Source organism: Vibrio kasasachensis, from assembly GCF_050337565.1.
Taxonomy (GTDB): domain Bacteria; phylum Pseudomonadota; class Gammaproteobacteria; order Enterobacterales; family Vibrionaceae; genus Vibrio; species Vibrio kasasachensis.
The window spans coordinates 117,218-142,360 of record NZ_JAKJTB010000011.1 but is presented as its reverse complement, the minus strand read 5'-3'; the positions used below and the strand labels follow the sequence as shown (position 1 = coordinate 142,360).

Genomic DNA, 25,143 nt, shown 5'->3' with positions numbered 1-25,143 from the left:
ATTTTGCGACAGTGACATGTATAAAATGTCACTGTCACAAATTATAACCCTTTAAGATACTGCGAGTTCGCTGTCGGTTGAATCAGTTGGTGAAGCGTTTCTGTGTTGTTCTCTGTTTGCGTGCTCAATAAAGTGAGGAACTCATTGATTAATTGTTGTTTAGTGGCAGAAATTTGAGTCTCAGTTTGAATATCACGCAAGTCGATCAATACATCAGTCAACAATTCAGGAAGATCCTCGAGCACCTGCATGTTAAGAATATTGTGTTCGCTGTAAATTGAGTTGTGGCTGCCACGCTGCTTTTGAACCACATATGGATTATCTTTTAAGTTGATGATTGACGTGCGTTTGCTACAACGCTTTAAACAACCCTTATTCACTTTGATTTTTTTACAGCCTTCAGTTTGTTGGAATAAGCACTGGCGGCTAGTGAGTAGTGTATTCGGGTGGTAAATACTGTAGAAAGTACGCATTGTGGAAGGGCGCTTTATGTGGCGCATTTGCTTCATGTTTAGCTCATTGGAGATAAACGCACCACTGGCACTAAACTCTTCATCGAGGCATTTCAACGAGTATGAATTGGTGGTATTCATCTGTGGACCAGCAACCCAGTTCAGCCCGAGTTGTTTCGCCATCATTCCTATACCAGAGTTGTTAGTGATTAATAATTCCGGCTGAATTGCCATAAGGAAATGGCGCGCAGCTTGATAGTCATCACCAATCATGATCGCAGGGAACCAAGGTTTTAAGCTAGGATTGGCTTCGAATAAGGCAACCAGCTTCTGCCATTCATCACTTAACCCCATTGGCATTTGATAGTAAACATCCACACCATCTTGTTCGCATAAACTTAAGTCGTCGGCAGAACAGATAAGCACAGAGAGCTTTACTGACTCTTTTCTCGCTGGTGGATTGGCAATCACAGGCAGCGTTGGAACGTCAATCGCACCTTTTAAGCTACTGCTGCTAGATTGATTGGTGACATCAAAATGTTGAGTCTTTAGCGCCACGTTCTCAATAATCGCGGTTTTATCGTCGTAGAGCTTTTTCTTTACTTGTTTTACATCTTCAATGTTTTGGCACTGATAGATGGTAGAAAAATGCTTAACCGCGTGATCGCGAGGGTTATCGATGTACATCGCTTTGCCGAAATCACCTTGCAAGAATGCGTTGGAGAAATCGCGATTAAATACTGTGTATAGTTCGGTAGTATCGGTGGTGAGTTCTTCGCCGTCGCACAAACGGTCAATTTGTTTACGCCAATTATCAACCACAGTGTAGACGTAATGTGATTTCTTAATGCGTCCTTCAATTTTCAGTGAGTAAACGCCAGCATCAGCGAGCGCTTCGAGATCACCAAAAGCAGAATTATCTTTCATATTCAGTGGGTATTGGTTACCCGTCTTCGTTGTTTCGTATTGTTCACGACAAGGTTGGCTACAGCGACCTCTATTACCTGATGCACCATTACGCGCAGAACTGATGTAGCAGATTCCCGAAAAACCAATGCAGTAAGAACCATGGACAAACACTTCCATTTGAACGTTGTGTTGTTTGCCAAATTGAGCAAGATGCTTGATCTCATTGATATTGAGTTCACGTGATAAGTTCACACGGCTAGCGGTTAAGTGATTGAGAAATTGGATCTGCCCTTCGTTATGCGTGTTCAACTGCGTGGAAGCGTGTACATCTAACTCAGGGAAGTGGTGTTTAAGGATATAGGCAAGTCCCAAATCCTGAACGATCACGCCGCCAATACTCGTGGTGTTTAACTGGCTGAGTAGGCGCACAATAGCGGGGATTTCGCTTTCCAAAATCAACACATTGAGTGTTAAAAAAATTTTGCAATTGTGCTTATGTGCAAGGTTTAACACGCCATTTAAGTTATCCAGTGTTAAATTGGTAGCTCGGTTGCGTGCGTTAAAGCGGTCTAGTCCACAGTAGATGGCATCTGCCCCCGCAGCAATGGCTGCTTTGATAGAATCTAGATCGCCACCGGGCGCTAATAACTCAAATTGATCGCGTGTCACTACAAATCTCTTACTAAGCAAAAATAGGCGCGTATTTTACGGCTTTCGTGGCAAGGATGCGACCTTTATAAATTCATTGCTCAATATATACTCGTCATACTTGAAGTTGCAGCGGGTTGGCTGTGTTCATACGCCCCAATCACATAGTTCACCTATGCTCAGGGGACTTTCTTACTTGCCGCCTACCTGCATCTTCAAGTTTTTTGGGTATAGTCCTAGATTTGCCCTCGAGCCCATTCTTATTGGGTCGAGGGCTATGCGTTATAATTGCTTATTAATGGATGCGATTTCTTCGCGCCATTGGTGCTGAAGGCTTAGCTTTTGCCGTTTCGGGCGACGATTTAGATCATCCTCAAGCAAGCTCTCCAATTGAACTAAACGCTCAAGCAGTTGTTCCTCATGAGAGTTTAGATTGGTTTCATGCTCAAATGGCAGTGAGACCCCAGCGGTAATGATTGGCGAGTTCTCGCTTATTGTGCAACGGTTTGGGGTAAAGCCTAATGATTCACTTTCCATTTGTAGATAAATATCGTCGGGGGAAAGGTACTCAGTTAGTTCCCCTTGTTGGATAAACCAGAAACGGTTGCAACTTTGCTCAATCAAACTGCGATCGTGGCTAACAATGATAGCCGCACCATCAAACTGGTTTAAGGTATCAACCAGCTCTTCTTTGCCCTCCATATCAAGATGGTTGGTCGGTTCATCGAGAAACAATAAGTGATAGCACGCGAGGGTCAAGCCGACAAACAGTAAGCGCGCCCGTTCACCGCCACTCAATGAAGAGACGGTTTGAGCGTGTCTTGCGTACTCAAAGCCTGCACTGATCAATGCGCGCTTACATTGCTCACTGTTAAGTGATGTGAAAGAAATAAGCGCATCGCTAATTGAATCGTTGTCTCTTAACTGTTGTAAGGATTGATCGTAGTAACCTAAACGACATCGCTCATGAAAAGTGACCGATGGAAGGGAACCATATAAGTAGTGATGGTAAAGCAGGTTAAGTATGGTTGATTTTCCACAGCCATTGCTACCGAGAATCGCAATACGATCACCACTTTTTATCTGTTTTTCCATCATCTCAAACAAGACGATATTGCTTGAAGGAGGCATCACCAAAAATGGTGTAATGGCGACAAGCCGATTGGCCGGCAACTCCTCACCTTTTAAAACCAGGCTCCAAGGAGTATTTTGACTCAGCTCAGTTTGTTCTACTTCTAAGCGCTCCTTTCTTGCCGTCATTGTTTTTGCTTTTCGAGCTAGGTCTTCGTTATCGTAAATCTTTCCCCAGAGAGCCAGTCGTTTCGCACTTTTATCAATTCGATCAATTTCCTTTTGCTCGCTAGAGTGGCGCAGTTGGTCTGCTTGGTCTTTTTCGTTTAGCGCAGCGCGAGCTAGCGAACAGCGAACATTGAAGTGATGTAATGTCTGGTCGCGGAGTATCCATGTCCGATTGGTGACTGAGTCGAGCAATGTTTGGTCATGGGAAACCAGAACAAAAGCGCCTTTCCATTTGGTAAGAAATTGCTCTAACCAAATTAGCGAGGGTAAATCTAAGTGGTTACTTGGTTCATCGAGCAGCAGTAAATCAGGCTGGTGAATAATGGCTCGAGCCAACAACAGGCGCATTTGTTGACCACCACTGCATTGTTCAATAGGTAGTACCCATTCATGGGGTTGAAACCCGAGCTCACTAAGTAGTAACTCCGCTTGCCAATATTCTTCTTCGGCAAGTGTTTCCGCTACAGAAAAAAGGATGCTGGTGGATTTCAAATGGTCGGGGACATGTTGTTCAACATAACGCATTAAGCAGTGATTCGCTTTAGCCACATGACCACTACTTGGTTCAAGCGTGCCACAAAGCAACTTCAACAGTGAGCTTTTTCCACAACCGTTGTGACCAATTAGTCCTACGCGATCGCCGCGCTGAATAGTGAAATTGAGCTCTTTGAAGAGAGCGGTAGAAGTGTGTGCAAGAGTTAGGGATTGTGTTGTTAAAAAAGTACTCATTGTATTCTCAAGAATTTTGGGCGTAAAAAGCCGTTGTCATAGCTGACAATAATTCTTCGAGCTTGAGGGGCTGTACTCGGGTGACGTTATCTGTCGAAAGGTAAGGTTCGCTCAAGTCGAGATTATCGCAGCGCGATATCTAAAACTCTTGAGCGAGATGTAATACCAAACAAGCGTGGGTTGATTGAACACCACAAAGACATAATTCTCCTCCTTATTTTTGTTGGCAAAGCGCAAGCACTTTTGGTTAATAGTTGATGACTATTCTACATATACACTGTAGAAGGAGCCAGTGATCTTTGTTAGAAAACTCAAATGAAACAGGTAATTAGAGGGTGTTGGCATCAACACCCTTATAGTGGTCTAGTAATGGTGAAAGTTTTCACTTAATAGGCGAAACAAAACCATCAGGCTTAAGTGCTACCAGTGAGCACTGGACTGATTGGAGTATATTTTCAGCGGTATTACCCATTATCAGCCCTTTGATACCGGTCCGTGCAATGGTGCCCATGGTCAGAATATCAATCTCAAGCTCTGCAACGCATAATGGGATCTCGTCATCGGCTCGACCATTGATGTGGTGGATGGTTATGTCTCCCGATATTCCAGACTCAATGATCAAGCTGTCCAAAGCTTCCATGTGATAGCTTCTTGCAGATTCAATTTCTGCATTGAGTCTTTCATCGTCGACTTGAATCCATGAATGATCTCTTAGATATTTTTCAAGCTCATATTCCCAGCAGGAGATAACGTGTAACTGGCTATCACAGCCATCTGCAATAGAACGAGATGTTTGTAGGAGATGGAGTGTGAGCTGTTTTTCTTCAGGGCTTTTGGCTGTTGGGTCGATAGCAACCGCGACGCGTTTTTTTGCGTGAGCTTTCGGACTTGGGCGATTCAACCATATTGCACAAGGGCTTTTTCGAAGTAACTTCATATCTAGTGCTTTAAAGCCTTTGCTGCCTTCCTCAATAGGTTCAGTCTCTTTGACCAATAAATCGCAGCCATCAGTAAGGACGGTCTTGATAACCTGAATCGCGGGTTTATCGCCACTGGCGATTTTAATTGGAATTGCTGGTTTAGCCTCTTGCCCAATCTTGGTGAGACAGTTTTTAATCTCAGAGTCTAGTTTATCAAGTAGTGATTTTTCATATACGTCTTCATACTTATTCATGCTTTCTGGCAGCTTTGGGCAAATGATTATGCCTATCAGGGATGCATTATTACGGTTTGATAATGTTAGAGCTTGTTCTAACGAGTCACTGTTATTCGATAGCTCTTGGCTGACAAATAGTATATTTTTGAACTCATTCATACCCACCTCCATTTGTTGTTCTAAGTGTTGACCTGCTTAGTTGATTTTTCCACTCTAAAAGTAGGGGTATTGCATTGGCTAACTATTGTTTCATAGACACACTGCTATCGCTGCGGGAGCATATTGGTATTAAAGAGATAAGTTATGAAAACTGAAAAACAAAAAATGTTAGAGGGTGAAGCTTACAATGCTTGGGATGAAGATTTGTACTCTGAGCGTATTGCTTGCCGAAAAACATTACAGCAGTTAAACAACAGCATTCCGGATACCCCTGAATGGCGAGATGCGATCAACCAGTTGATTCCTAATGCGGAAAATGCGTTTCTAGAGCCACCTTTTCGTTGTGATTATGGTAGCAACATTAAGCTAGGGAAGAATTTCTGTGCCAATTTTAACTGTGTCATTCTGGATGTCGCAGAGGTGGCGATTGGTGACAATGTACTATTTGGACCTAATGTGCAGATTTACACGGCAGGGCACCCACTTGATGTGAGAGGTCGGGTAGGTGAAGGTGTGGAATTTGGTAAGCCGATAACCATTGGTGATAACGTCTGGATAGGTGGCAGCGTGGTTGTTTGCCCTGGAATTACCATTGGTAAAAATACCGTGATTGGTGCCGGAAGCGTGGTCACCAAGAACATCCCCGATAACGTGGTTGCTGCCGGTAATCCGTGTCGAGTGATTCGCCGTATTCACGAAAACGACTAACTTGAAAGCTGCCCTTTTCATTGGGCAGCTTAGAGTGGTAACTATGTGGGCTCTTTAGTTAAGCATTGATTGGCTATGCTTAAGCGGTTACGTCCGGCTTTTTTTATTTTGTATAACTCTTGATCGGCCAAGTTGAATAAACTCAGAAAATCACCTTCATTGTGTTGAGTGTGGCAGCAAGTCGCGGCACCGATTGAAAGGGTGACGTATTCGCTACAAGTTGAAAGTGGGTTTACCAAGGCTAGCCCTCTTACTGCTTGTTGTAACTGTTCTAGCTTTGCGGTCAGTTTTTGTGTTGAGCTGTTAGAGCTAAGCAGTAAAAACTCATCCCCGCCATAGCGGAATAGGTAGTCATTATTACTAGCAAATACCTTTTTCATTTCATTGGCAATAAGCTCAAGCGCAATATCTCCTTGGTGGTGCCCATGGAAATCGTTATAGCCCTTGTAGTAATCAACATCAATTACCGCAATCGAGAGATTGGTATGTAATTCAGTCATTCTAGCAATCAGTTCGGGCGCAATATTATCAAGCTGATAGCGGTTGTATAGCCCTGTTAACGGATCGGTCTTTGATAACGTGTCTAGTTTTTTATAGGCACTTTCTAGACGATTGCGCTGTATATGATTCTCCAACGCAACGGCAATAAAACTCGCCAGTTGTTCGAACAAGTTGCAGTGATACTGTAAGTACTGATCAGACAAATGATGCTGAATGGAAAGTACGCCCAGTACTTTATTTTGCATTAAAATGGGCGTGATGATTATCGATTGTACTGGCGTGTCGTTTCTAAACTGAGCACATGTTTTTGTATTTCGCTCGTCTATCGGCACAAACATGTTCATCGCTTCATCATTAATACGATTTAGATGTACGGTTCGCTTATTTTTTATTACATAGCTTCCAACCGAATATTGCGTCGTACAATTCACCGTAAAATTATCGACCGGACCATTGGAATCGTAGAAATAACAGTAGTCGAGCGTATCGATATCTTCATGGTAGAGGGCAATACCAAACTCATTAGTCGGAAATATGGAACAAATTTTTTCAAAGATCATTTCCAAGTTATCTGCAATATTCTCTGATGTCGCGATGGATTGACCCACATCCGTTACAGCGGCAATGTGCTGCTGCATCTTATCCAATACCAACAATTCATGATTTTGAGTGGCTTTTTCAATTTGGCTAAGCAAGTTGTCAAACTCTTTATCTTGGAGCCTTCTGAGATGTTGCTGAGTCACTTTAATATAATTAGATTGAACTTTGCAAAGTAGCGCCGAATTGTTGTCGTTATCCAATAGATTACATAAACAATCACATAAGAGAGCAAAGAAGCCGTAGTTGTCTTCAGGGTTTATTTCTTCATAGAGCTTGAGAGCTTGATCCAATGCTTGGCGTTGGTTACCAAATTCACTTATATAGGCGATATGATGGACACGGCATTCGGTTCGATTGTGATTGTCAAAAATACCCGTAAAGAAAAGATCTGCTTGTTCGAAGTGATGGTTTATATCCGTTGAGGAATAAATGTTGGCATTACGTGCCATAACTTGAGCTATGTATCCGTGAGCAATGGCTTTGACACGTGTTGCTCTGTTTGCATGACCTAACTCTAGTGCCCGTTTACAGTGTAAAATTGCTTGTTTATGTTCACTGTGTTTATAACCAAGCGCGTATCCCATATTTAATAAACAGATAGCATGGTTTGAATGATGACCTATTTTTTCACCATATTGCGCGCCATAAGCCGCGATTTGGTAAGCTTTGTCGAATTGACCTAAACAGAGATAAAAGTCACTGATGTTAGTGTATGCAAAGGATAGGTAGTTCGCATCTAAGCGATAGGCATGTTCAAGTACATCGCTATAAAGTGCATACGCTTTGTGTAACTCGTCATAGTCGGCATATATTGAGCCCAATAGAGTTTTGATTTGTAATCGTTCTGCAATATCTTCATCCCGACAAAGGGATAATGCCTCCTCAAACGCGTCTACTGCTTTACGGCGATTGTTGTTTCGGTTGCATTTAACCGCTTCTAAAATAAGGGTAAAATGCGTAGGTAATTGGTAATTAAATTCTCGGCAGACGTGGTTAATTTTTTGCTTAGTTTGTGCTACGCCCTCAATACCTTGTGTAAGTGGTAATTGGGACATGATCGCTTTTATTTTTTTTATTGCGGCGTGACTCATTCGCTTTCCTCCAGAGTCCGTATATTATACGGGCTCTGGTACTTATATGAAATAAAATGATTAGCAATCGGACCAGTAAAGGGTGAGACGAATTTTTTGGTGGCATAAAATGAAGAAGTGTCGTTTGCACACTGTTTAGAAATCACACTCAGCACTGAATACCATGCGCTGTATCGTGTAAGGGTGATTAAATGCTAATCGTTCAGCATGAAGGTGTAAGCGTGAATCTTTTTCACCATAAAGACCGTCGCCAACCATGGGTATATTTAACCCAAGGTAATGGGCACAGTGCACGCGAAGTTGGTGGGTTCGACCTGTTTTGGGATACATGTATAACTTGCTTCGTCCATTGTTTACCTCAATAAGATCCCAGTACGTTGTTGCGGGTTTACCATGTTCAAAACAGACCAATTGACGTGGGCGATCATCTGGGTCTCCTCGCATAGGTAAATTTATTTCACCGCTTTGCTGAGAAACAACGCCTTCTACCGTAGCCAAATAACGCTTCTCAATGCCACGAGTAATAAACTGCTTTTGTAGGCTCTTATTTGCGCGACGTGTTAAAGCAAAAACCAATAGACCTGAGGTTGCCATATCAAGTCGATGTAGCACAAAGGGACCTTCAACATCAGGGAATAGACCTTGTACACGAGTGTATACTGAATCCTTAATCGTTTTTCCCGGCACGGATAACAACCCAGGTGGTTTGTTGACGACTACAATGGCGTCATCTTGGTAGATTACTTCGAGTGGCTTGTTTTTCCCCCAGTTCTCTTCCAATGGGTTTGGATCGACCTCTAGTCCTTGCAGCATGTGCCCTAGAATAGGGTTACATTTGCCATGGCATGAAGGGTAGAATTTTTTGTGCTGTCGAATTTCTGATTTGGGTGATGCGCCCCACCAAAACTCCGCCATTGCCAGTGGCGTGAAGCTATATTTGTAGGCGTAGTGTAGTAGTTTCGGCGCTGCGCATTCACCCGCACCTACTGGTGGTGTTGGGGTAGAGGTTGCTGCAAAGATAGCTTTTAGTGACTTTGCTTCGCCTTCACCGTTGAGAAAGCAATATTGCTCAAATAGCTTGTTTTGCAACGCACTCGATAGATCTTTCCGCTGACACTTAGCTTGGTGAATGCCGTCAGTATACTGTGTTAACTCAGATTGAACCTGAGTAATCTTCACGTCCCATTCTAACTTAAGGTATTTTAGGGTATTTTTCTCAGCAACACTTTGTTTAGCGAGATCGTCAAGAGCAGCTTTGAGATCTTCTACCGCAAGGTTTTGCTCTGCGTGCTGGCGTTGTAGTTTTCGCTCGGCGCGAGCGTCGATGATCGCTTGGCGCTGTTGCTGCTCTTGTTGCTGATACTTCGCCTTAAGATGAGCAAGGGTCTGTTTCAGTTCTGCCAGTTTGGGATCGGCTGAGAGCTGTTTTACACGAGTATTCAGCGTAGTGATTTGAGCTAATTCGGTATGAAAGAAGTACTCTTCTGCCAGAATATCAAATACTGGTGGAACAAATTTCGGCAGCAAATTTTGTTCGGCAATTTTGCCAGAAAAAGCACTTAGGTAACCGAGTTCACCTTGCGGAGAACGGACCAGAAGTACACCAAACATTTTGCCAGTTCCCGACTCTTCCCCTTCAGTGCCAAAGTTGTGTTGCCAATGAGATTGAGCTTCGATGTGTAGCTGCAGTTCAGTCGAGGCGATAACGCAAAGAGGATGTGGCTGATAGTAAAAAGGGAAAGTAAACGCGCTTGGTAAATCGATACTGTCGATATTGGCGTCAAAACGGGTAAAGAGTTGCTCAGGTTGGTGCATGGTAAAATTCTATCAGCGTTATTGAGAGTCGCGATTTTACCTGTTTAAGAAAGGAATGCCACCTCAGTAAGCAAGGCGGCATCGAATCGGTGCGTAACAAGTTTAGCGTACGTAGCTTGAGTCCAAACTAACTAGCCAATGCTCTACAGTCCCATCTGATTTTTCTACCCAAATATCGTTGCGGTATTGCTCAATACGACCTTTTACCGTCAAAGTAAAAGTATTGTCTTTGACTGATTTGATGCGTAGAAATTGATCCGATGTCGTGATTAGCGGTTCTTGATCGCCAATCTCGCTGCCATTCTCGATTAAATAGTATTGATTCAGTTTGTTCAGCTTCTTCTCCGTCGAGGCGATTTTGTACCCTACTAGAGTTAAATTCTTACCTACAGGCTTAGAGGCTATCTGGTGGCCAAGGCTGGTGTGAGTAGGGATAAAAACCCACGCAGCAACAGCGGATGCGATGAGAATTAATGTTAGGAAAGCAATTTTAATTTTAGACATGGTCAATCGGATTACAGCAAGCAAGTGAGATGTGAGGCTAGTTTAACGCAGTGAGCGACGAGCGCAACGCAATCGAAAAAAAGTGGGCGATTAAAATAGAGAAAGCCCCTCAAAAGGCAGTGAAGAGGGGCTTGTCATTTGTCACTTTGAAAGCGGTAATCTAAGCGAACAAATATTTAGCGTGAAAACGCAAATGTTCTTCTATAAAGCTAGAAATAAAGTAATAGCTGTGGTCATAACCTGGCTGCATTCTTAAGGTCAGCTCACTGTTATGTAGTTGTGCTGCATGGATCAATGCTTCAGGTTTTAGTTGCTCATGCAGGAAGTTATCGGCGTCACCTTGATCAACAAGCATTGGCAATGTTGCCATACCCAGTTTGAGCAGCTCTGATGCGTCGTATGCTTTCCAGTTCTCTACTGATTTGCCCAAATAAGCGTTAAATGCTTTTTGCCCCCAAGGGCATTGCATTGGGTTGCTGATGGGACTAAATGCAGAGATAGAACGATAGTTATCGCTATTTTTTAGACCAATGGTCAGCGCTCCATGTCCACCCATACTATGACCAGAAATAGACTTCAGGCTAGAGACAGGGAAGTTTGCTTCAATCAACGCTGGTAGTTCATCCACGATGTAATCATACATACGGTAATGTGCATTCCAAGGCGCTTGAGTCGCATTGAGATAAAAGCCAGCGCCTTTACCTAGATCATAGTTTTCATCGTCTGCAACATCATCACCTCTAGGGCTGGTATCTGGTGCTACAATCGCAATACCAAGCTCGGCTGCTGCGCTAAATGCCCCAGCTTTCTGCATGAAGTTTTCATCAGTACAAGTCAAACCTGATAACCAATAAACGACAGGTACTGGTGTCGCTGGCGTTGCACTTGGCGGCAAGTAAATCGCAAATCGCATTGAGCAATTGAGGCTTTGAGACTCATGCGTGTACTGTTTGTGCCAGCCACCAAAGACTTTGGCTTGGCTGATGTTTTCGATGGTCATGGATAATCTCTCGGTAAAACTAAAATGGAAGGCTAGGACAGTTCTGCTTGCCGTAGGCTCTCCAACTTTAGCTGAAGAGCCTAATTGTAAGGCTAGAGGGCTATTCTATTACTTATCCATATGTAGAACAGTACGAATAGATTCACCTTTGTGCATCAATTCAAACGCTTCGTTTACGTCTTCCAGCCCCATGGTGTGAGTAATGAATTCTTGAAGACCAAATTCACCCGCCATGTAACGGTTAACGATTTCAGGAAGTTCAGAGCGACCTTTAACACCACCAAAAGCACTACCGCGCCATACGCGACCAGTCACTAGTTGGAATGGACGAGTTGAGATCTCTTGACCTGCACCAGCAACGCCAATGATTACTGATTCGCCCCAACCTTTATGGCAGCATTCAAGTGCTTGACGCATAACATTGACGTTACCGATACACTCGAACGAGTACTCAACACCACCGTCAGTCATTTCAACAATTACATCTTGGATTGGTTTGTCGAATTTCATTGGGTTGATGCAGTCAGTCGCACCTAGTTGTTTTGCAAGTTCAAATTTGCTTTCGTTGATATCTACACCGATGATGCGGTTAGCACCTGCCATGCGAGCACCGATGATTGCAGAAAGACCAATACCACCTAGACCGAATACAGCAACATTGTCGCCTTTTTCTACTTTTGCAGTGTTTAGAACCGCACCCATGCCAGTTGTAACGCCACAACCCAGTAGACAAACTTCTTCAAGCGGCGCTTCTTTACTTACTTTCGCAAGAGAGATTTCTGGCAATACAGTGTATTCAGAGAAAGTAGAACAACCCATGTAATGGAAGATTGTTTCGCCATTGATAGAGAAGCGACTAGTACCATCTGGCATTAGACCTTGACCTTGTGTTACGCGTACTGCTTGGCAAAGGTTAGTTTTACCAGATTTACAGAATTTACATTCGCCACATTCTGCTGTGTAAAGTGGGATAACATGGTCGCCAACTTCAACGCTTGTTACACCTTCGCCGATCATCTCAACGATACCGCCACCTTCGTGACCTAGAATTGAAGGGAAGATACCTTCAGGATCGTCACCTGATAGTGTAAATGCGTCTGTGTGACAAACACCAGTTGCTACTATGCGAACAAGAACTTCGCCTGCTTTAGGTAGTTGAACGTCAACCTCTTCCATTTTTAATGGTTCGCCGGCTGCCCAAGCAACCATTGCTTTTGATTTGATGTGAGTTTGACCTGGTTTGATTTCAAGCGCCATTGCGTTTTCCTTCTTAAGTACCCGTGTTTAGTCACCGGTATCGAATAATGATTTAAAGCTTAGTTAAGGTTTCAGCTTTACGCTGCCTTATCAGATGGTGTGCATTTTATCTGTTTCAATTAAAATGATAATTAGGCTATTATGTAAATGATTTTTACGCATGTGTAATAATAAAGGTTTGAGATGGCGAATTGGGAAGGTGTGAGTGAATTTGTTGCCGTAGCTGAAACGTACAGCTTTACCGGGGCGGCAAAGAAGCTTAATACCTCGGTGGCGCAAGTAAGTCGACGTGTTGCTGCGTTGGAAGAGCGTTTAGCGGTTAAGTTACTGCACAGAACAACACGAAAAGTAACGCTTACAGAGGCTGGGTTAGTTTACTTTGAACAGTGTAAGTTACTTGTCGAAGGTTTAGAGCTAGCGGAACTTGCGGTTACACAGTTGCAAGCAATACCTAAAGGTAAAATAAAAATTACCGCACCAGTAACCTATGGCGAAATTCATGTTGCGCCGTTATTGAACGAATTTTTATTGCGTTATCCCCAAATTGATCTTGAGCTTGATTTAACTAACCAAACTGTTGATCTAATAGAAGCAGGCTATGATGTGGCTATCAGATTGGGGCGGCTACGAGATTCAACATTAGTAGCAAAGCGTTTATCTTCTCGGCAATTGTATGTATGTGCGAGCCCTGACTATATTATGAAATATGGTGCGCCGCATAGCTTGTCTGAATTAGCCCGCCATCAATGCTTAGTGAGTTCAATGGCGCATTGGCGATTTAGGCAACAGAAGAGTGAAAAGTCAGTGAGGGTGACAGGTCGAATACAATGTAACTCTGGTTTTGCTTTGCTAGATGGAGCAAAACGAGGCTTAGGGTTAATTCAATTACCCGACTACTACGTGCAAACCGCATTAGATAACGGTGAGTTGGTCGAAGTACTCAAAGAATACCGCGATGAACGTGAGGGGATTTGGGCTCTATACCCACAAAATCGCAACTTATCACCAAAAGTACGTTTGTTGATAGATTTTCTTGCAGAGCAAATGGCAGAATAGTCTTTCACCTTGAAGTTGCAGCGGTGTTGACTTGCTCTGACAAACCTCATCGCATAGTAAATCTATGCTCAGAGGCTTTGTTCGTTTGTCGTCTACCTGCACCTTCAAGTTGCTTGGGTATATACGCTTACGAAATATCGAAACGAGAGACTAGTCATTTTCTTGAGCGTCTTGCTGTTTGAGCACTTTGTGCCCGTCTTCAGCCACGCCGTTCTTCCAATAACTGCTGATATAAATAAAGTCACGTCCTATTTCTTTCTCATTGCGTAGATATTGGCGTAACCCGCGCATTGAATCGAACTCACATGCCACCCACGCTGATGCTTGTCCTTCAAGCCAGGTGAGCAAACGTACTGCTTGTGATATTTCTTCTGTTATCCAGTGGACTTCAATACCTGAAGGCACTTCAAGATGCTGACGATCATCGTCATTCACTAGCTGAATAATCGCATAACCTTGAGCATTACTTGGTAATTGTTTCACTTTCGCCGACAAAGCGGGAAGTGCGGTCATATCAGCCGCTAGTAGGAACCAGTCTGCATCGTGATTCAAGTTTGAAATGCTGCCGGGTCCCCGAATTTCAATAGCATCACCAACTTGAGCGTTGATTGCCCAGCGTGAGGCGAAACCACATTGGCTATCTTGAGTTATATGACGGACGAAATCGACTTCAATGGAGTGATGATCGGGCATATACCTGCGAATAGTGTAAGTGCGCATCACAGGGCGTTCACCTTCAGCGATGTCTGAAAGGTCGGTACCACCTTGTGAATTGAATAAAAGTTTGATGTAACCGCCTTCGCAATCATCAGGAAAGCTACGGAGCACCTCACCTTGTAATATTAAGCGCTGCATGTTTGGAGTAATCGTTTCGCTACTGCGGACGGTGACAATTTGTGATTCGTGTTGTTGCATGGCGTACTCGATAATTATTCTTCTTCTCATTTAGAATAACACTCAATTTGCCGAGTACGCAGCATCTTTAAGCTAATTTACATTTGTTACTTTAAAGTGTTCATTGGGTATATAACTCAAATCATCGGTAGTGTAGAAACAATAAGTAATGCCGCCATAGTGTAATTGAACACACGGATGCGCGTACTGTTGGTTAATAAGTACTGTAGTTGTTTACCTGCGATGATCCAAAAAGAACCGGATGGGATGTTGGCTATAGCATAGATAATGGCGATTAAGGCTAGCCCAAACAAGCTATTTTCAGGGTTGTAGACTGTGACAGCGGTAAGTGCCATCGACCAACCCTTCGGGTTGACCCATTGAAAGCTAGCGGCTTTGAGAAAGCTTAGTGGCTTGTAGTTGCCTCCTTCATTTTGAGGCGGTTGGCTACGAGCAATTTGATAGGCCAAATATACAAGGTAAGACAAACTGGCGATTTTTAGTATTTGATGAATCATTGGATAGAGATCAAATATTTCAACTAACCCTAACCCAACCAGCACGACCATTATTGGAAAACCAATAGTGACGCCAAGCATATGAGGAATGGTTTTGTTAAAGCCTACATTGGCACCTGAGGTCATCAACATTAGATTATTGGGACCAGGTGTAAAAGTAGACACAAAGGCAAAAAGCACTAAAGCGGTAACATGTTCCCATTGCATAATATTCTATTGAACTCCTAAAAATTGAATAAAGTTGTGTATGTGACTGGTTTAAAAACAGTCTACGTAGTTTTTTGCTCAATTTTGTGTTTTTATTGTGCTATTTAGATAAATATAAACAACAAAGGCGCAGAATGGATAGATTTGACGAAAGAATATTGCAAAAGCTGAAGTCTGACGGTCGAATGTCCAATGTCGACCTAGCAGAACGAATAGGGTTGTCGCCTTCTGCTACTTTGCGACGAGTTCAGGATTTGGAAAAGCGTGGTGTGATAACCGGATATAAGGCAAAACTGAATACCAGCGAGCTAGGTATAGGTTTTATTGCGTATGTGTCGATTGGTTTGACAAGCCACCGTAAAAAAGCGCAATTGGCGTTTGAAGAGCATGTACGCTTTGTTGATGAAGTGGTGGAGTGCCATAACATCACGGGTGCAAATGAGTATTTACTTCGGGTGGAAACTCGAAACTTGGCTAGTTACAAAAAATTCCATTCAGATGTATTGGGTGAATGTGAGCAAGTCAATTCCATCACCACCATGGTTGTGATGGAATCACCCAAAGATACCCGCTAATCGTTAATATAGCTTGTCAACTGGAGTGGCGGATAATTAACGTTACTAACTCATAAGGCTAAAATAGCGATATAAGTCAGATTGGTTTAGCTAGCATTGGAATTTATATAGTGAAACATAATGTGGTAATATTTATATATTCTTGGTTGAAAATTAACCAATCAGACAGCATTGAATTATGAATGATTATTTGGAAGTAATATAATTAAATATAGAGTTAACATATTGAGCTATTATAATAGGTTGACTCTAGTTCCAAATGTTGAAATTAGAATTAAGGTCAGGTTACACGCGGCTTAGTGCATTTTAATATTCTTAATTATCTTATTAGTTATTATTAATCAATGCCTTATGCTTGCCTTGTGGTGTTCTTAGTCGGTGTGGTGAAGCTGCGGTATATAACAATAAAGTACAGCCACTAATAATTAGGACCTTATTCACATGGCATTCTGTAATAATTTGTAATAGCATCCGATTCTTCTTGTAAGTAATAACGCCATACCGATATATGGATAAAAGCTATAACATGCAAATTGAGGTCGTATATGCAGTTTTCGATGAAAAATCTTTCTATTCGCACACAGGTGCTTATCCCAGTTCTGTTTACCATAGTTGCTTTGTTCGTGGCGCTTTGGATTACGAAAAATAACTTGCAAGAAGAGCAAGCTGTGATGCTGGACCATACAGACTCGTTGGTTTTCTATAAAGACACGCTCGCCAATATCGATGACAGTATTTATCCATTACGTATTAGTTCCGTTTATGCGACTTACGACCCGCAGCGTAGAGCCACGTTCTTAAACGAATTAACACAGGGTATGGACGAGGTTAAGGCAATACTTGATGTAATTGAGGCGCGCGGAACATTCCGCACAGAGTCTTTATTGGTAAGAGATAAAATAGATCAATATATCGTAGTGTCTGAAGGGGCAATAGAATTTTATACACGTCGTGATCAAGGGTTAGTTTCAGAAAAAGAATACAATGACTTTATCAATACTTATAAACAGGCGGGTATGGAACTGGCAGAGGCGATCAACGCAATGTCTAGCACTGTTAATAAGTTCAATGGCGTGGTGATGATTGAAGCGCAAGAAGCGGCAGATGGTGTGCAAAATGTAGCAATGGTAACAGTGCTTAGTGTCTTGGCATTGTCGTTATTTGTAGCATGGGTTCTATCGGGGCTGATTGTGACGCCAATACAACAACTGCAAAATGTAATGCGTCGGGTTGCCGAAGGCGATCTGACTGTTCGAGCTGTTGCCGATGGTAAGAATGAAATATCTCGATTAAATCAAGACGTCAATTTAACGGTAGAACAGCTTGGTACGATTTCCGAACAGTTGATAAGAATCAGTGAGGATGTAGCCTCAGCATCGACCGAGCTGGCAGCGGTGATGACTCAAGCACAAGGCAACTCACAGCAAGAATTGGCTGAAATTGAACAAGTAGCATCAGCGGTTAACGAATTGGCAAGCACGGCGGACAACGTCAGTGATAACGCTCAATTGGCGGACTCTACAGCACGCGAAGCCGATCAGTTGGCGCAATCGGCTCTTGCTACGTTTAATGAAAGTAGTGTGGCAAGTGACCAAATGGGGCACGCACTAAACGATGCCGCTGTAGTGGTGACGAAACTAAAAGAGCAATCAGAACAGATTAACAACGTTATTGAAGTGATCAGCGGTATTTCACAGCAAACGAACTTGCTCGCACTTAATGCCGCGATTGAGGCTGCACGTGCAGGTGAAACAGGACGTGGCTTTGCGGTTGTTGCAGATGAAGTTCGTTTACTAGCGGCGCGTACACAAGAATCAACGGTTGAAATTCAAAGCATCATTGAAGAGTTACAAAAACAATCGGGTCTTGCGAATGACAGCATGCAGCTAAGCCTTGAAATGCTAAACAAGAACAATGAGCTATCTCGTCATGCCAACGATGCGTTAACAGGCATTACCGATGCGGTTACTCGAATCAATGATGCTAATGCTCAAGTAGCAACAGCAGCTGAAGAACAATCTCAAGTGACACAAGACATTAACCGCAACGTGGTAAATATGTCTGAGTTGGTCAATCAAAATGTTGCAGGCATAAGCCAAAGTGCGAGTGCAAGTAACGAATTGTCTCAACTTGCAGAAAGACAAAAAGCCCAGCTTTCATTCTTTAAAATATAAAGACTATACCCAATAAACTTGAATATGCAGGTAGGCGGCAAGTAAGAAAGTCCCCTGAGCATAGGTGAACTATGTGATTGGGGCGCACGAACACAGCCAACACCGCTGCAACTTCAAGTATGACGGGTATAAGCGAGATTAAAGTCTCGTGAGAACTAAAAAAGCACCGTGTTTGAGTATTCATCACGGTGCTTTTTTTATGGTGTAGTAACAAAATTATAGAAAGTCATATGCAACAGAGTAGTAAGTGAGACTGCACATGCGCTTCAAATTTTCTATTGGTTAGTTATAACAAAACGATAATTTTGTTTTGGTTTTTTAAGCACATCAATAGGTTAATCAATGAGCGACATCAAATTGACGATCTGGCGAAATTATGGCGTAAAAATGAGGGAATATTTTTAAGAATTAATGGCTTAGTAGTGTGGAGGTTTTTTATAATTTGTAATAGCATGCGAGCCAGAGATGGGAACATTCCCAGCTGCGAGATACGTTGTCATAACAAATTATTTGAGGACAGAATGCATTTTTCGATGAAGAATTTTTCAATACGAACCCAAGTACTAATACCAGTACTGTTTACTACTTTCGCTTTACTTATCTCGCTTTGGATAACTAAAAATAATCTACAAACAGAGCAAGAATTGATTTCATCTAATACACAATCTTTGGTCTCAAATAAAGATGCATTAGCTAAAATTGATGATCGCGTTTATCCACTACGCATTAGTGCTGTGTATGCGATTTATGATGCAAGTCTAAGAGAAAAGTTTCTTGGTGAACTAAAAGAGGGGATGAAAGACATAAATTCATCTCTTGATAATATCGAGGCTCAAGGAACGTTCGAATCTGAATCAAAGATCGTTAGAGAGAAAATCGAAGAGTATATTTTGCTTTCTGAACAGGCAGTTAAGTTTTTTGAACGCCGTGATAATGGTAACGTTTCAGAGCAAGAATATAGCCAGTTTATTACGAAGTATCGCGAAGTCGGTAAAGCGATGGTTGAATCCATCAATGATCTGTCGAGCAAAGTCAATGATGTGGCGAATAAGGCTATGGTAGAGAGTGAACGTGCAGCGGACAGTGTACAAAATGTCGCTACATGGACAGTGCTTGGAGTCTTGGCGTTATCTCTTATGGTTGCTTGGATTCTTTCTGGAATGATAGTGACACCTATACAGAAACTACAAAGCGTGATGCGTCGTATTTCAGAGGGTGATCTTACTGTTCGTGCGGATGTGGATGGCGAGAATGAAATCGCTCAGCTAAACAAAGACGTTAATTTAACGGTTGAACAGTTAGCGCAAACGACCGATCAGCTTATTCGTATCAGTGAAGAGGTGGCATCAGCATCAACCGAGCTGGCAGCGGTGATGACTCAAGCACAAGGTAACTCACAGCAAGAATTGGCTGAAATTGAACAAGTAGCATCAGCGGTTAATGAATTGGCAAGCACGGCGGACAACGTCAGTGATAACGCTCAATTGGCGGACTCTACAGCACGCGAAGCCGATCAGTTGGCGCAATCGGCTCTTGCTACGTTTAATGAAAGTAGTGTGGCAAGTGACCAAATGGGGGATGCACTAAACGATGCCGCTGTAGTGGTGACGAAACTAAAAGAGCAATCAGAACAGATTAATAACGTCATTGAGGTGATCAGCGGGATTTCACAGCAAACGAACTTGCTCGCACTTAATGCCGCGATTGAGGCTGCACGTGCAGGTGAAACAGGTCGTGGCTTTGCAGTTGTTGCAGATGAAGTCCGTTTACTAGCGGCGCGCACACAAGAATCAACGGTTGAAATTCAAAGCATCATTGAAGAGTTACAAAAACAATCGGGGCTTGCGAATGACAGCATGCAGCTAAGCCTTGAAATGTTAAATAAGAATAATGAGCTATCTCGTCATGCCAACGATGCGTTAACAGGCATTACCGATGCGGTTACTCGAATCAATGATGCTAATGCTCAAGTAGCAACAGCAGCTGAAGAACAATCTCAAGTGACACAAGACATTAACCGCAACGTGGTAAATATGTCTGAGTTGGTCAATCAAAATGTTGCAGGCATAAGCCAAAGTGCGAGTGCAAGTAACGAATTGTCTCAACTTGCAGAGAGACAAAAGGCCCAGCTTTCATTCTTTAAAATATAAACACTAAGCGAGATTAAAGTCTCGTAATAAACAGAAAAAAGACATCGTATTTGAGTATTCATTACGGTGTTTTTTTTCTGTTTTTATAAGCGTTATTTTTAAGAGTAAAGATTGCTAAGTAATTTATGTGAACTTGATTGTTATTTTGCAAACTTCAGTTACAATGTGCGCCTGTTCGTAGAAAGGGGCATCCGTATTTGTCTCTAAATGCGAATAAACACACGATTTTCCTAATTTTTTCGCAGATGTGAAACGATTAAAACTAGCAAGTGTTGCTTAGTATGCAACACCACTGTAAGGATTATACATGCCTATTATTACACTTCCTGACGGCAGTCAGCGTCCATTTGACAACCCAGTATCTACTCTCGAAGTAGCGCAATCTATCGGTCCTGGTCTTGCAAAAGCAACCATTGCAGGTCGAGTAAACGGTCAACGCGTTGATGCATGTGATCTTATTGAACAAGACGCAAGCCTAGAAATCATCACCGTAAAAGATGAAGTAGACGGTCTAGAGATCGTTCGTCACTCTTGCGCACACCTTCTAGGACATGCAATCAAGCAGCTTTTCCCTCAAGCTAAAATGGCGATCGGTCCAACGATCGACAGCGGTTTCTACTACGATATCGATCTAGAAGAGTCGCTAACGCAAGACGATCTTGAAAAGATCGAAAAGCGTATGAAAGAGCTTGCTAAGACCAAGTACGAAGTTGTTAAAAAGAAAGTTAGCTGGCAGGAAGCGCGCGATGCATTCGAAGCGCGTGGCGAAACTTACAAGATGGAAATTTTGGATGAGAACGTTGCTCGCGACGATCGTCCAGGTCTATACCATCACGAAGAATACATCGACATGTGTCGTGGTCCTCACGTTCCAAATATGAGCTTCTGTCAGCATTTCACATTATTGAATGTTGCAGGTGCCTACTGGCGTGGTAACAGCGACAACAAGATGCTGCAACGTATTTACGGTACTGCTTTCCATGATAAGAAAGCACTTAAGGCGCATCTGACTCGTCTTGAAGAAGCGGCAAAACGCGACCACCGTAAATTGGGTAAGCAGCTTGATTTATTCCATATGCAGCAAGAAGCACCTGGTATGGTGTTCTGGCATCATAACGGTTGGTCAATTTTCCGCGATCTTGAAGTATTTGTACGCACTAAGCTTGACGAATACGGTTACCAAGAAGTAAAAGGTCCATTAATTATGGATCGCGTTCTTTGGGAACGTTCAGGTCACTGGGATAAATATGCAGAAGCGATGTTCACGACTTCTTCAGAGAACCGTGAATACGCACTGAAACCAATGAACTGCCCAGGTCATATTCAGATCTTTAACCAAGGTCTAAAGTCTTACCGTGACCTACCATTACGTATGGCAGAGTTTGGCTCATGTCACCGTAACGAACCATCGGGTGCGTTACATGGCATTATGCGTGTACGTGGCTTTACTCAGGATGATGCTCATATCTTCTGTACTGAGAGTCAAATCCAAGAGGAAGTGACTAGCTGCATCAAAATGGTTTATGATACGTATCAGACGTTTGGTTTTAACAACATTGTTGTTAAACTATCAACTCGCCCTGAAAATCGTGTAGGTTCTGACGAAATTTGGGATCAATCAGAAGAAGCTCTGAAACTATCTCTTGAATCAATGGATATTCCATATGAAATTCAAGAAGGCGAAGGTGCATTCTATGGTCCTAAGATTGAATTTACTTTACATGATTGCTTAGATCGTGCGTGGCAATGTGGTACAGTTCAGCTAGACTTCAACCTACCGACTCGCCTTGGTGCGACTTACGTAGGTGAGAATAATGAGCGTCTTGTACCAGTAATGATTCACCGTGCGATTCTAGGCTCTCTAGAGCGTTTTATCGGTATTCTTATTGAGGAATACGCGGGCTTCTTCCCAACGTGGTTGGCTCCTGAACAAGTAGTAATTATGAACATTACTGACAAACAGGCTGATTACGCACAAGAAGTAGCGAAAAAATTACAAAAAAGTGGAATTAGAGCCAAAGCGGACTTGAGAAATGAGAAGATTGGCTTTAAAATCCGCGAACATACATTGAAGCGTGTACCGTATATGCTAGTTTGTGGCGACCAAGAGATGGAAGCAGGCGAAATCGCAGTTCGTACACGTAGAGGCAAGGATCTCGGTAAATTTAAAGTGGATGACTTAATTACATACATCCAAAACGAGATCACTAGCCGTAAGCTCAATCTGGAGGAATAAGCTATTAAAGGCGGAAGACGCGGCCAACAGCCGGTAAAACAAAACCCACACCGTTTAAACGGTGAAATTCGTGGCGTTCGTGAAGTTCGTTTAACTGGCGCTGACGGTGAATCAGTTGGCGTTGTATCGATCCAAGACGCGATCGCAGCTGCTGAAGAAGCAGGAATGGATCTTGTTGAGATCAGTCCTAACGCCGAGCCACCAGTCTGTCGAGTGATGGACTACGGTAAGTTCCTCTTTGAGAAGAGCAAGTCTGCTAAAGAGCAGAAGAAAAAGCAAAAACAGGTTCAGATTAAGGAAATTAAATTCCGACCTGGAACTGATATTGGAGACTATCAGGTAAAACTACGCAACCTGACTGGTTTCCTAGAAGACGGCAACAAAGTGAAAGTAACTATTCGCTTCCGTGGCCGTGAGATGGCTCACCAAGACATCGGTGTTGATGTTCTTCGTCGCTTAAAAGAAGATACTGTAGAATTTGCTGTAGTAGAATCTTTCCCAAGCCGTATCGAAGGTCGTCAGATGATCATGGTGTTGGCCCCTAAAAAGAAGTAATTATCGGCCTTACAAGTAAGAAAACTCAGCTGTTGCCCTTTTTATAAAGGTCTGGCGGCTGGGTTTTGTTCGCCCTAATTACTATTGTTATAAACAACTCAACAATGCGGAGTTATTCATCATGCCTAAGATGAAAACCAACAGAGGTGCTGCTAAGCGTTTTAAGAAAACTGCTGGTGGTATTAAGTTCAAGCACGCTACAAAACGTCACATCTTGACTAAGCGTACTACTAAGAACAAGCGTCAACTACGTCCTAACGCAATCCTTCCTAAATGTGAAGTGGCTGCAGTTATGCGTATGTTGCCATACGCTTAATTCTTTTTAGTTTAATAATCGTTTAGTTTAGGAGAAGCATAATGCCTCGCGTAAAACGTGGTGTACAAGCTCGTGCACGTCATAAGAAAGTTCTAAAACAAGCTAAAGGTTACTACGGAGCACGTTCACGTGTTTACCGCGTAGCTTTCCAAGCAGTTACCAAAGCTGGTCAATACGCTTACCGTGACCGTCGCAACAAGAAACGTCAATTCCGTCAACTATGGATTGCACGTATCAACGCGGCATCTCGTCAAAATGGTCTATCTTACAGCCGTTTCATTAACGGTCTTAAGAAAGCATCTATCGAGATCGACCGTAAGATTCTTGCTGACATCGCAGTATTCGACAAAGTTGCATTTGCAGTACTAGTTGAAAAAGCGAAAGCTGCTCTTTAATTAGCAGTTAGGTTAAAAAAAAGGAGAGCATTTGCTCTCCTTTTTATTGCCTGTTATTTAAGAAAGACCGAAATAATTTAGAAAATAATAGCTGCTAAACAAATCCAGCCTTCATCTGCCGCTAAGTAGGTCCTGCCTGCATCCCATTTCTTATTAGGTGTCGTTGTATTAAGGTTTTGCTCAAGAAGAGTGACAGAGGGTTTATGCTTACAGTCTGTCGCAGTTTTGTTAGGTAAACATTGATGAGCTTGTTAAAATGACGCTTTAAGAATCATGCTCTAAGCGGATTCAACGTTATCCCTAATTAGGAAATTAAGCTTCATGAAACAAGATCAGCCAAATAACCCTCTTCACGGTCTGTCTCTCGAGAAAATTTTGACGCGGTTGGTCGAACATTATGGTTGGACCGGATTGCATCGCGAAATTAACGTGAACTGTTTTGATAATGATCCATCGATTAAATCTTCGCTTAAGTTTCTACGCAAAACACAGTGGGCTAGGGACAAGGTAGAATCTTTGTATATCAACACATTTTCTTAAATAACGCCCGCGAGATTTAATCTACAGTTTTTGCTGTGAATTGACTCAGCACAGGGTGATAAAGGAGCGCAAGAGTGGAAATCGCAACAGATAGATTAACGTTACGCCAAATCTCACAGGAGGATTGGCCTCTATTTCTTCGACTTCATACCGACCCTGGCGTAGTCGCATTGTGCTTTGATATTCCCAACCTTCAAAGCGTTCAAGAGAAGTTTCAAGAAAGACTCTTGGCATGGACAGCAGATTCAGGAGCTTGGCTTTGTCTCGTCTTAGTTGAGCACAATACTGATGAAATGATCGGTGTTACCGGCTTCTCTCTTAAAGATGGAATCGCGGAAGTTGGTTATCTGTTGCTACCTGAATACCATGGTCAGAAATATGCTACAGAATCACTGGATGCCTTGATTGAATGGGCCGTTTCTCAGTTGAATATTCGTGATTTCAAAGCCATTGTCACCGAGGGTAATATTGCATCAGAGCGAGTGCTGGTAAAATGTGGTTTTAAGCTAACGAGTATTACTCCCAATGCATATGAAATAGCTGGGGATCTGTACTCGGATTTGATCTTTACTATGTCGGTAACTAGTTGATAATATTTTAGAATGTAAATTTAGTGAATGGCGTTCACTTTATGTTTTTTAGACTAAAGTCAAATTGTTACTAATTTGGATTTCTGGGGCGTCCCATATATGAGAATGC

Annotated in this window: 21 protein-coding genes; 11 read left to right on the top strand and 10 right to left on the bottom strand. The window is 42.6% G+C overall.

Annotation, left to right across the window (positions count from 1 at the left end):
- Positions 1-41: 41 nt before the first annotated feature.
- The 3 genes from L4C38_RS07570 to L4C38_RS07560 all read right to left on the bottom strand — a co-directional run bounded on the left by L4C38_RS07570 (position 42) and on the right by L4C38_RS07560 (position 5,352).
- Positions 42-2,030, bottom strand: a complete 1,989-nt coding sequence (locus L4C38_RS07570) for a U32 family peptidase (protein WP_428796929.1) — start codon at positions 2,028-2,030, stop codon at positions 42-44.
- 261 nt (positions 2,031-2,291) lie between these two features.
- The gene (locus L4C38_RS07565) at positions 2,292-4,037 is read right to left on the bottom strand and encodes an ABC-F family ATP-binding cassette domain-containing protein (protein WP_428796928.1); all 1,746 of its coding nucleotides are present in this window, start codon (positions 4,035-4,037) and stop codon (positions 2,292-2,294) included.
- A 382-nt stretch (positions 4,038-4,419) separates the two neighbouring features.
- On the bottom strand, positions 4,420-5,352 hold the full coding sequence (locus L4C38_RS07560) for a universal stress protein (protein WP_428796927.1): 933 nt from the start codon (positions 5,350-5,352) through the stop codon (positions 4,420-4,422).
- Between the two features lie 144 nt (positions 5,353-5,496).
- Between L4C38_RS07560 and L4C38_RS07555 the strand changes: the two genes are divergently transcribed.
- Positions 5,497-6,060 carry a sugar O-acetyltransferase gene (locus L4C38_RS07555; RefSeq protein WP_428796926.1) on the top strand — a complete coding sequence of 188 codons (564 nt, stop codon included), beginning with the start codon at positions 5,497-5,499 and terminating at the stop codon, positions 6,058-6,060.
- A gap of 41 nt (positions 6,061-6,101) precedes the next feature.
- Here the strand turns inward: L4C38_RS07555 and L4C38_RS07550 are convergent, their stop codons facing one another.
- The 5 genes from L4C38_RS07550 to L4C38_RS07530 form a co-directional block, all read right to left on the bottom strand.
- On the bottom strand, positions 6,102-8,252 hold the full coding sequence (locus L4C38_RS07550) for a sensor domain-containing diguanylate cyclase (RefSeq protein WP_428796925.1): 2,151 nt from the start codon (positions 8,250-8,252) through the stop codon (positions 6,102-6,104).
- 135 nt (positions 8,253-8,387) lie between these two features.
- A complete protein-coding gene (locus L4C38_RS07545) occupies positions 8,388-10,067 on the bottom strand; it encodes a pseudouridine synthase (RefSeq protein WP_428796924.1) in 1,680 nt (559 codons plus the stop codon).
- A gap of 102 nt (positions 10,068-10,169) precedes the next feature.
- Complete coding sequence (locus L4C38_RS07540) at positions 10,170-10,571, bottom strand: hypothetical protein (RefSeq protein WP_428796923.1); 402 nt, start codon at positions 10,569-10,571, stop codon at positions 10,170-10,172.
- Positions 10,572-10,731: 160 nt separating this feature from the next.
- Positions 10,732-11,571: an S-formylglutathione hydrolase gene (fghA, locus tag L4C38_RS07535; protein ID WP_428796922.1), complete on the bottom strand. Its 840-nt coding sequence runs from the start codon at positions 11,569-11,571 to the stop codon at positions 10,732-10,734.
- Positions 11,572-11,679: 108 nt separating this feature from the next.
- Positions 11,680-12,828 carry an S-(hydroxymethyl)glutathione dehydrogenase/class III alcohol dehydrogenase gene (locus L4C38_RS07530; RefSeq protein WP_428796921.1) on the bottom strand — a complete coding sequence of 383 codons (1,149 nt, stop codon included), beginning with the start codon at positions 12,826-12,828 and terminating at the stop codon, positions 11,680-11,682.
- 183 nt (positions 12,829-13,011) lie between these two features.
- Here L4C38_RS07530 and L4C38_RS07525 point away from each other — a divergent pair, with 183 nt between their 5' ends.
- Positions 13,012-13,884, top strand: coding sequence for a LysR family transcriptional regulator (locus tag L4C38_RS07525; protein WP_428796920.1), 873 nt, complete (start codon positions 13,012-13,014; stop codon positions 13,882-13,884).
- 150 nt (positions 13,885-14,034) lie between these two features.
- On the opposite strand, the gene L4C38_RS07520 is transcribed toward L4C38_RS07525, so the two are convergent.
- A complete protein-coding gene (locus L4C38_RS07520) occupies positions 14,035-14,799 on the bottom strand; it encodes a siderophore-interacting protein (protein ID WP_428796919.1) in 765 nt (254 codons plus the stop codon).
- A 116-nt stretch (positions 14,800-14,915) separates the two neighbouring features.
- Positions 14,916-15,503: a LysE family translocator gene (locus L4C38_RS07515; protein WP_428796918.1), complete on the bottom strand. Its 588-nt coding sequence runs from the start codon at positions 15,501-15,503 to the stop codon at positions 14,916-14,918.
- Positions 15,504-15,637: 134 nt separating this feature from the next.
- Between L4C38_RS07515 and L4C38_RS07510 the strand changes: the two genes are divergently transcribed.
- From L4C38_RS07510 to L4C38_RS07470, 9 genes are all read left to right on the top strand, one after another.
- The gene (locus tag L4C38_RS07510) at positions 15,638-16,078 is read left to right on the top strand and encodes an Lrp/AsnC family transcriptional regulator (protein ID WP_428796917.1); all 441 of its coding nucleotides are present in this window, start codon (positions 15,638-15,640) and stop codon (positions 16,076-16,078) included.
- A 545-nt stretch (positions 16,079-16,623) separates the two neighbouring features.
- The gene (locus tag L4C38_RS07505; RefSeq protein WP_428796916.1) at positions 16,624-18,252 is read left to right on the top strand and encodes a methyl-accepting chemotaxis protein; all 1,629 of its coding nucleotides are present in this window, start codon (positions 16,624-16,626) and stop codon (positions 18,250-18,252) included.
- 521 nt (positions 18,253-18,773) lie between these two features.
- A complete protein-coding gene (locus L4C38_RS07500) occupies positions 18,774-20,402 on the top strand; it encodes a methyl-accepting chemotaxis protein (RefSeq protein ID WP_428796915.1) in 1,629 nt (542 codons plus the stop codon).
- 307 nt (positions 20,403-20,709) lie between these two features.
- Complete coding sequence (gene thrS / locus L4C38_RS07495) at positions 20,710-22,638, top strand: threonine--tRNA ligase (protein WP_428796914.1); 1,929 nt, start codon at positions 20,710-20,712, stop codon at positions 22,636-22,638.
- A gap of 3 nt (positions 22,639-22,641) precedes the next feature.
- Positions 22,642-23,193: a translation initiation factor IF-3 gene (gene infC / locus L4C38_RS07490; protein WP_428797168.1), complete on the top strand. Its 552-nt coding sequence runs from the start codon at positions 22,642-22,644 to the stop codon at positions 23,191-23,193.
- A gap of 121 nt (positions 23,194-23,314) precedes the next feature.
- Positions 23,315-23,509: a 50S ribosomal protein L35 gene (gene rpmI / locus L4C38_RS07485; RefSeq protein ID WP_428796913.1), complete on the top strand. Its 195-nt coding sequence runs from the start codon at positions 23,315-23,317 to the stop codon at positions 23,507-23,509.
- A gap of 41 nt (positions 23,510-23,550) precedes the next feature.
- The gene (gene rplT, locus L4C38_RS07480; RefSeq protein WP_428796912.1) at positions 23,551-23,904 is read left to right on the top strand and encodes a 50S ribosomal protein L20; all 354 of its coding nucleotides are present in this window, start codon (positions 23,551-23,553) and stop codon (positions 23,902-23,904) included.
- 321 nt (positions 23,905-24,225) lie between these two features.
- Positions 24,226-24,444, top strand: coding sequence for a VF530 family protein (locus tag L4C38_RS07475; RefSeq protein ID WP_428796911.1), 219 nt, complete (start codon positions 24,226-24,228; stop codon positions 24,442-24,444).
- Positions 24,445-24,518: 74 nt separating this feature from the next.
- On the top strand, positions 24,519-25,034 hold the full coding sequence (locus tag L4C38_RS07470) for a GNAT family N-acetyltransferase (protein WP_428796910.1): 516 nt from the start codon (positions 24,519-24,521) through the stop codon (positions 25,032-25,034).
- Positions 25,035-25,143: the final 109 nt, after the last annotated feature.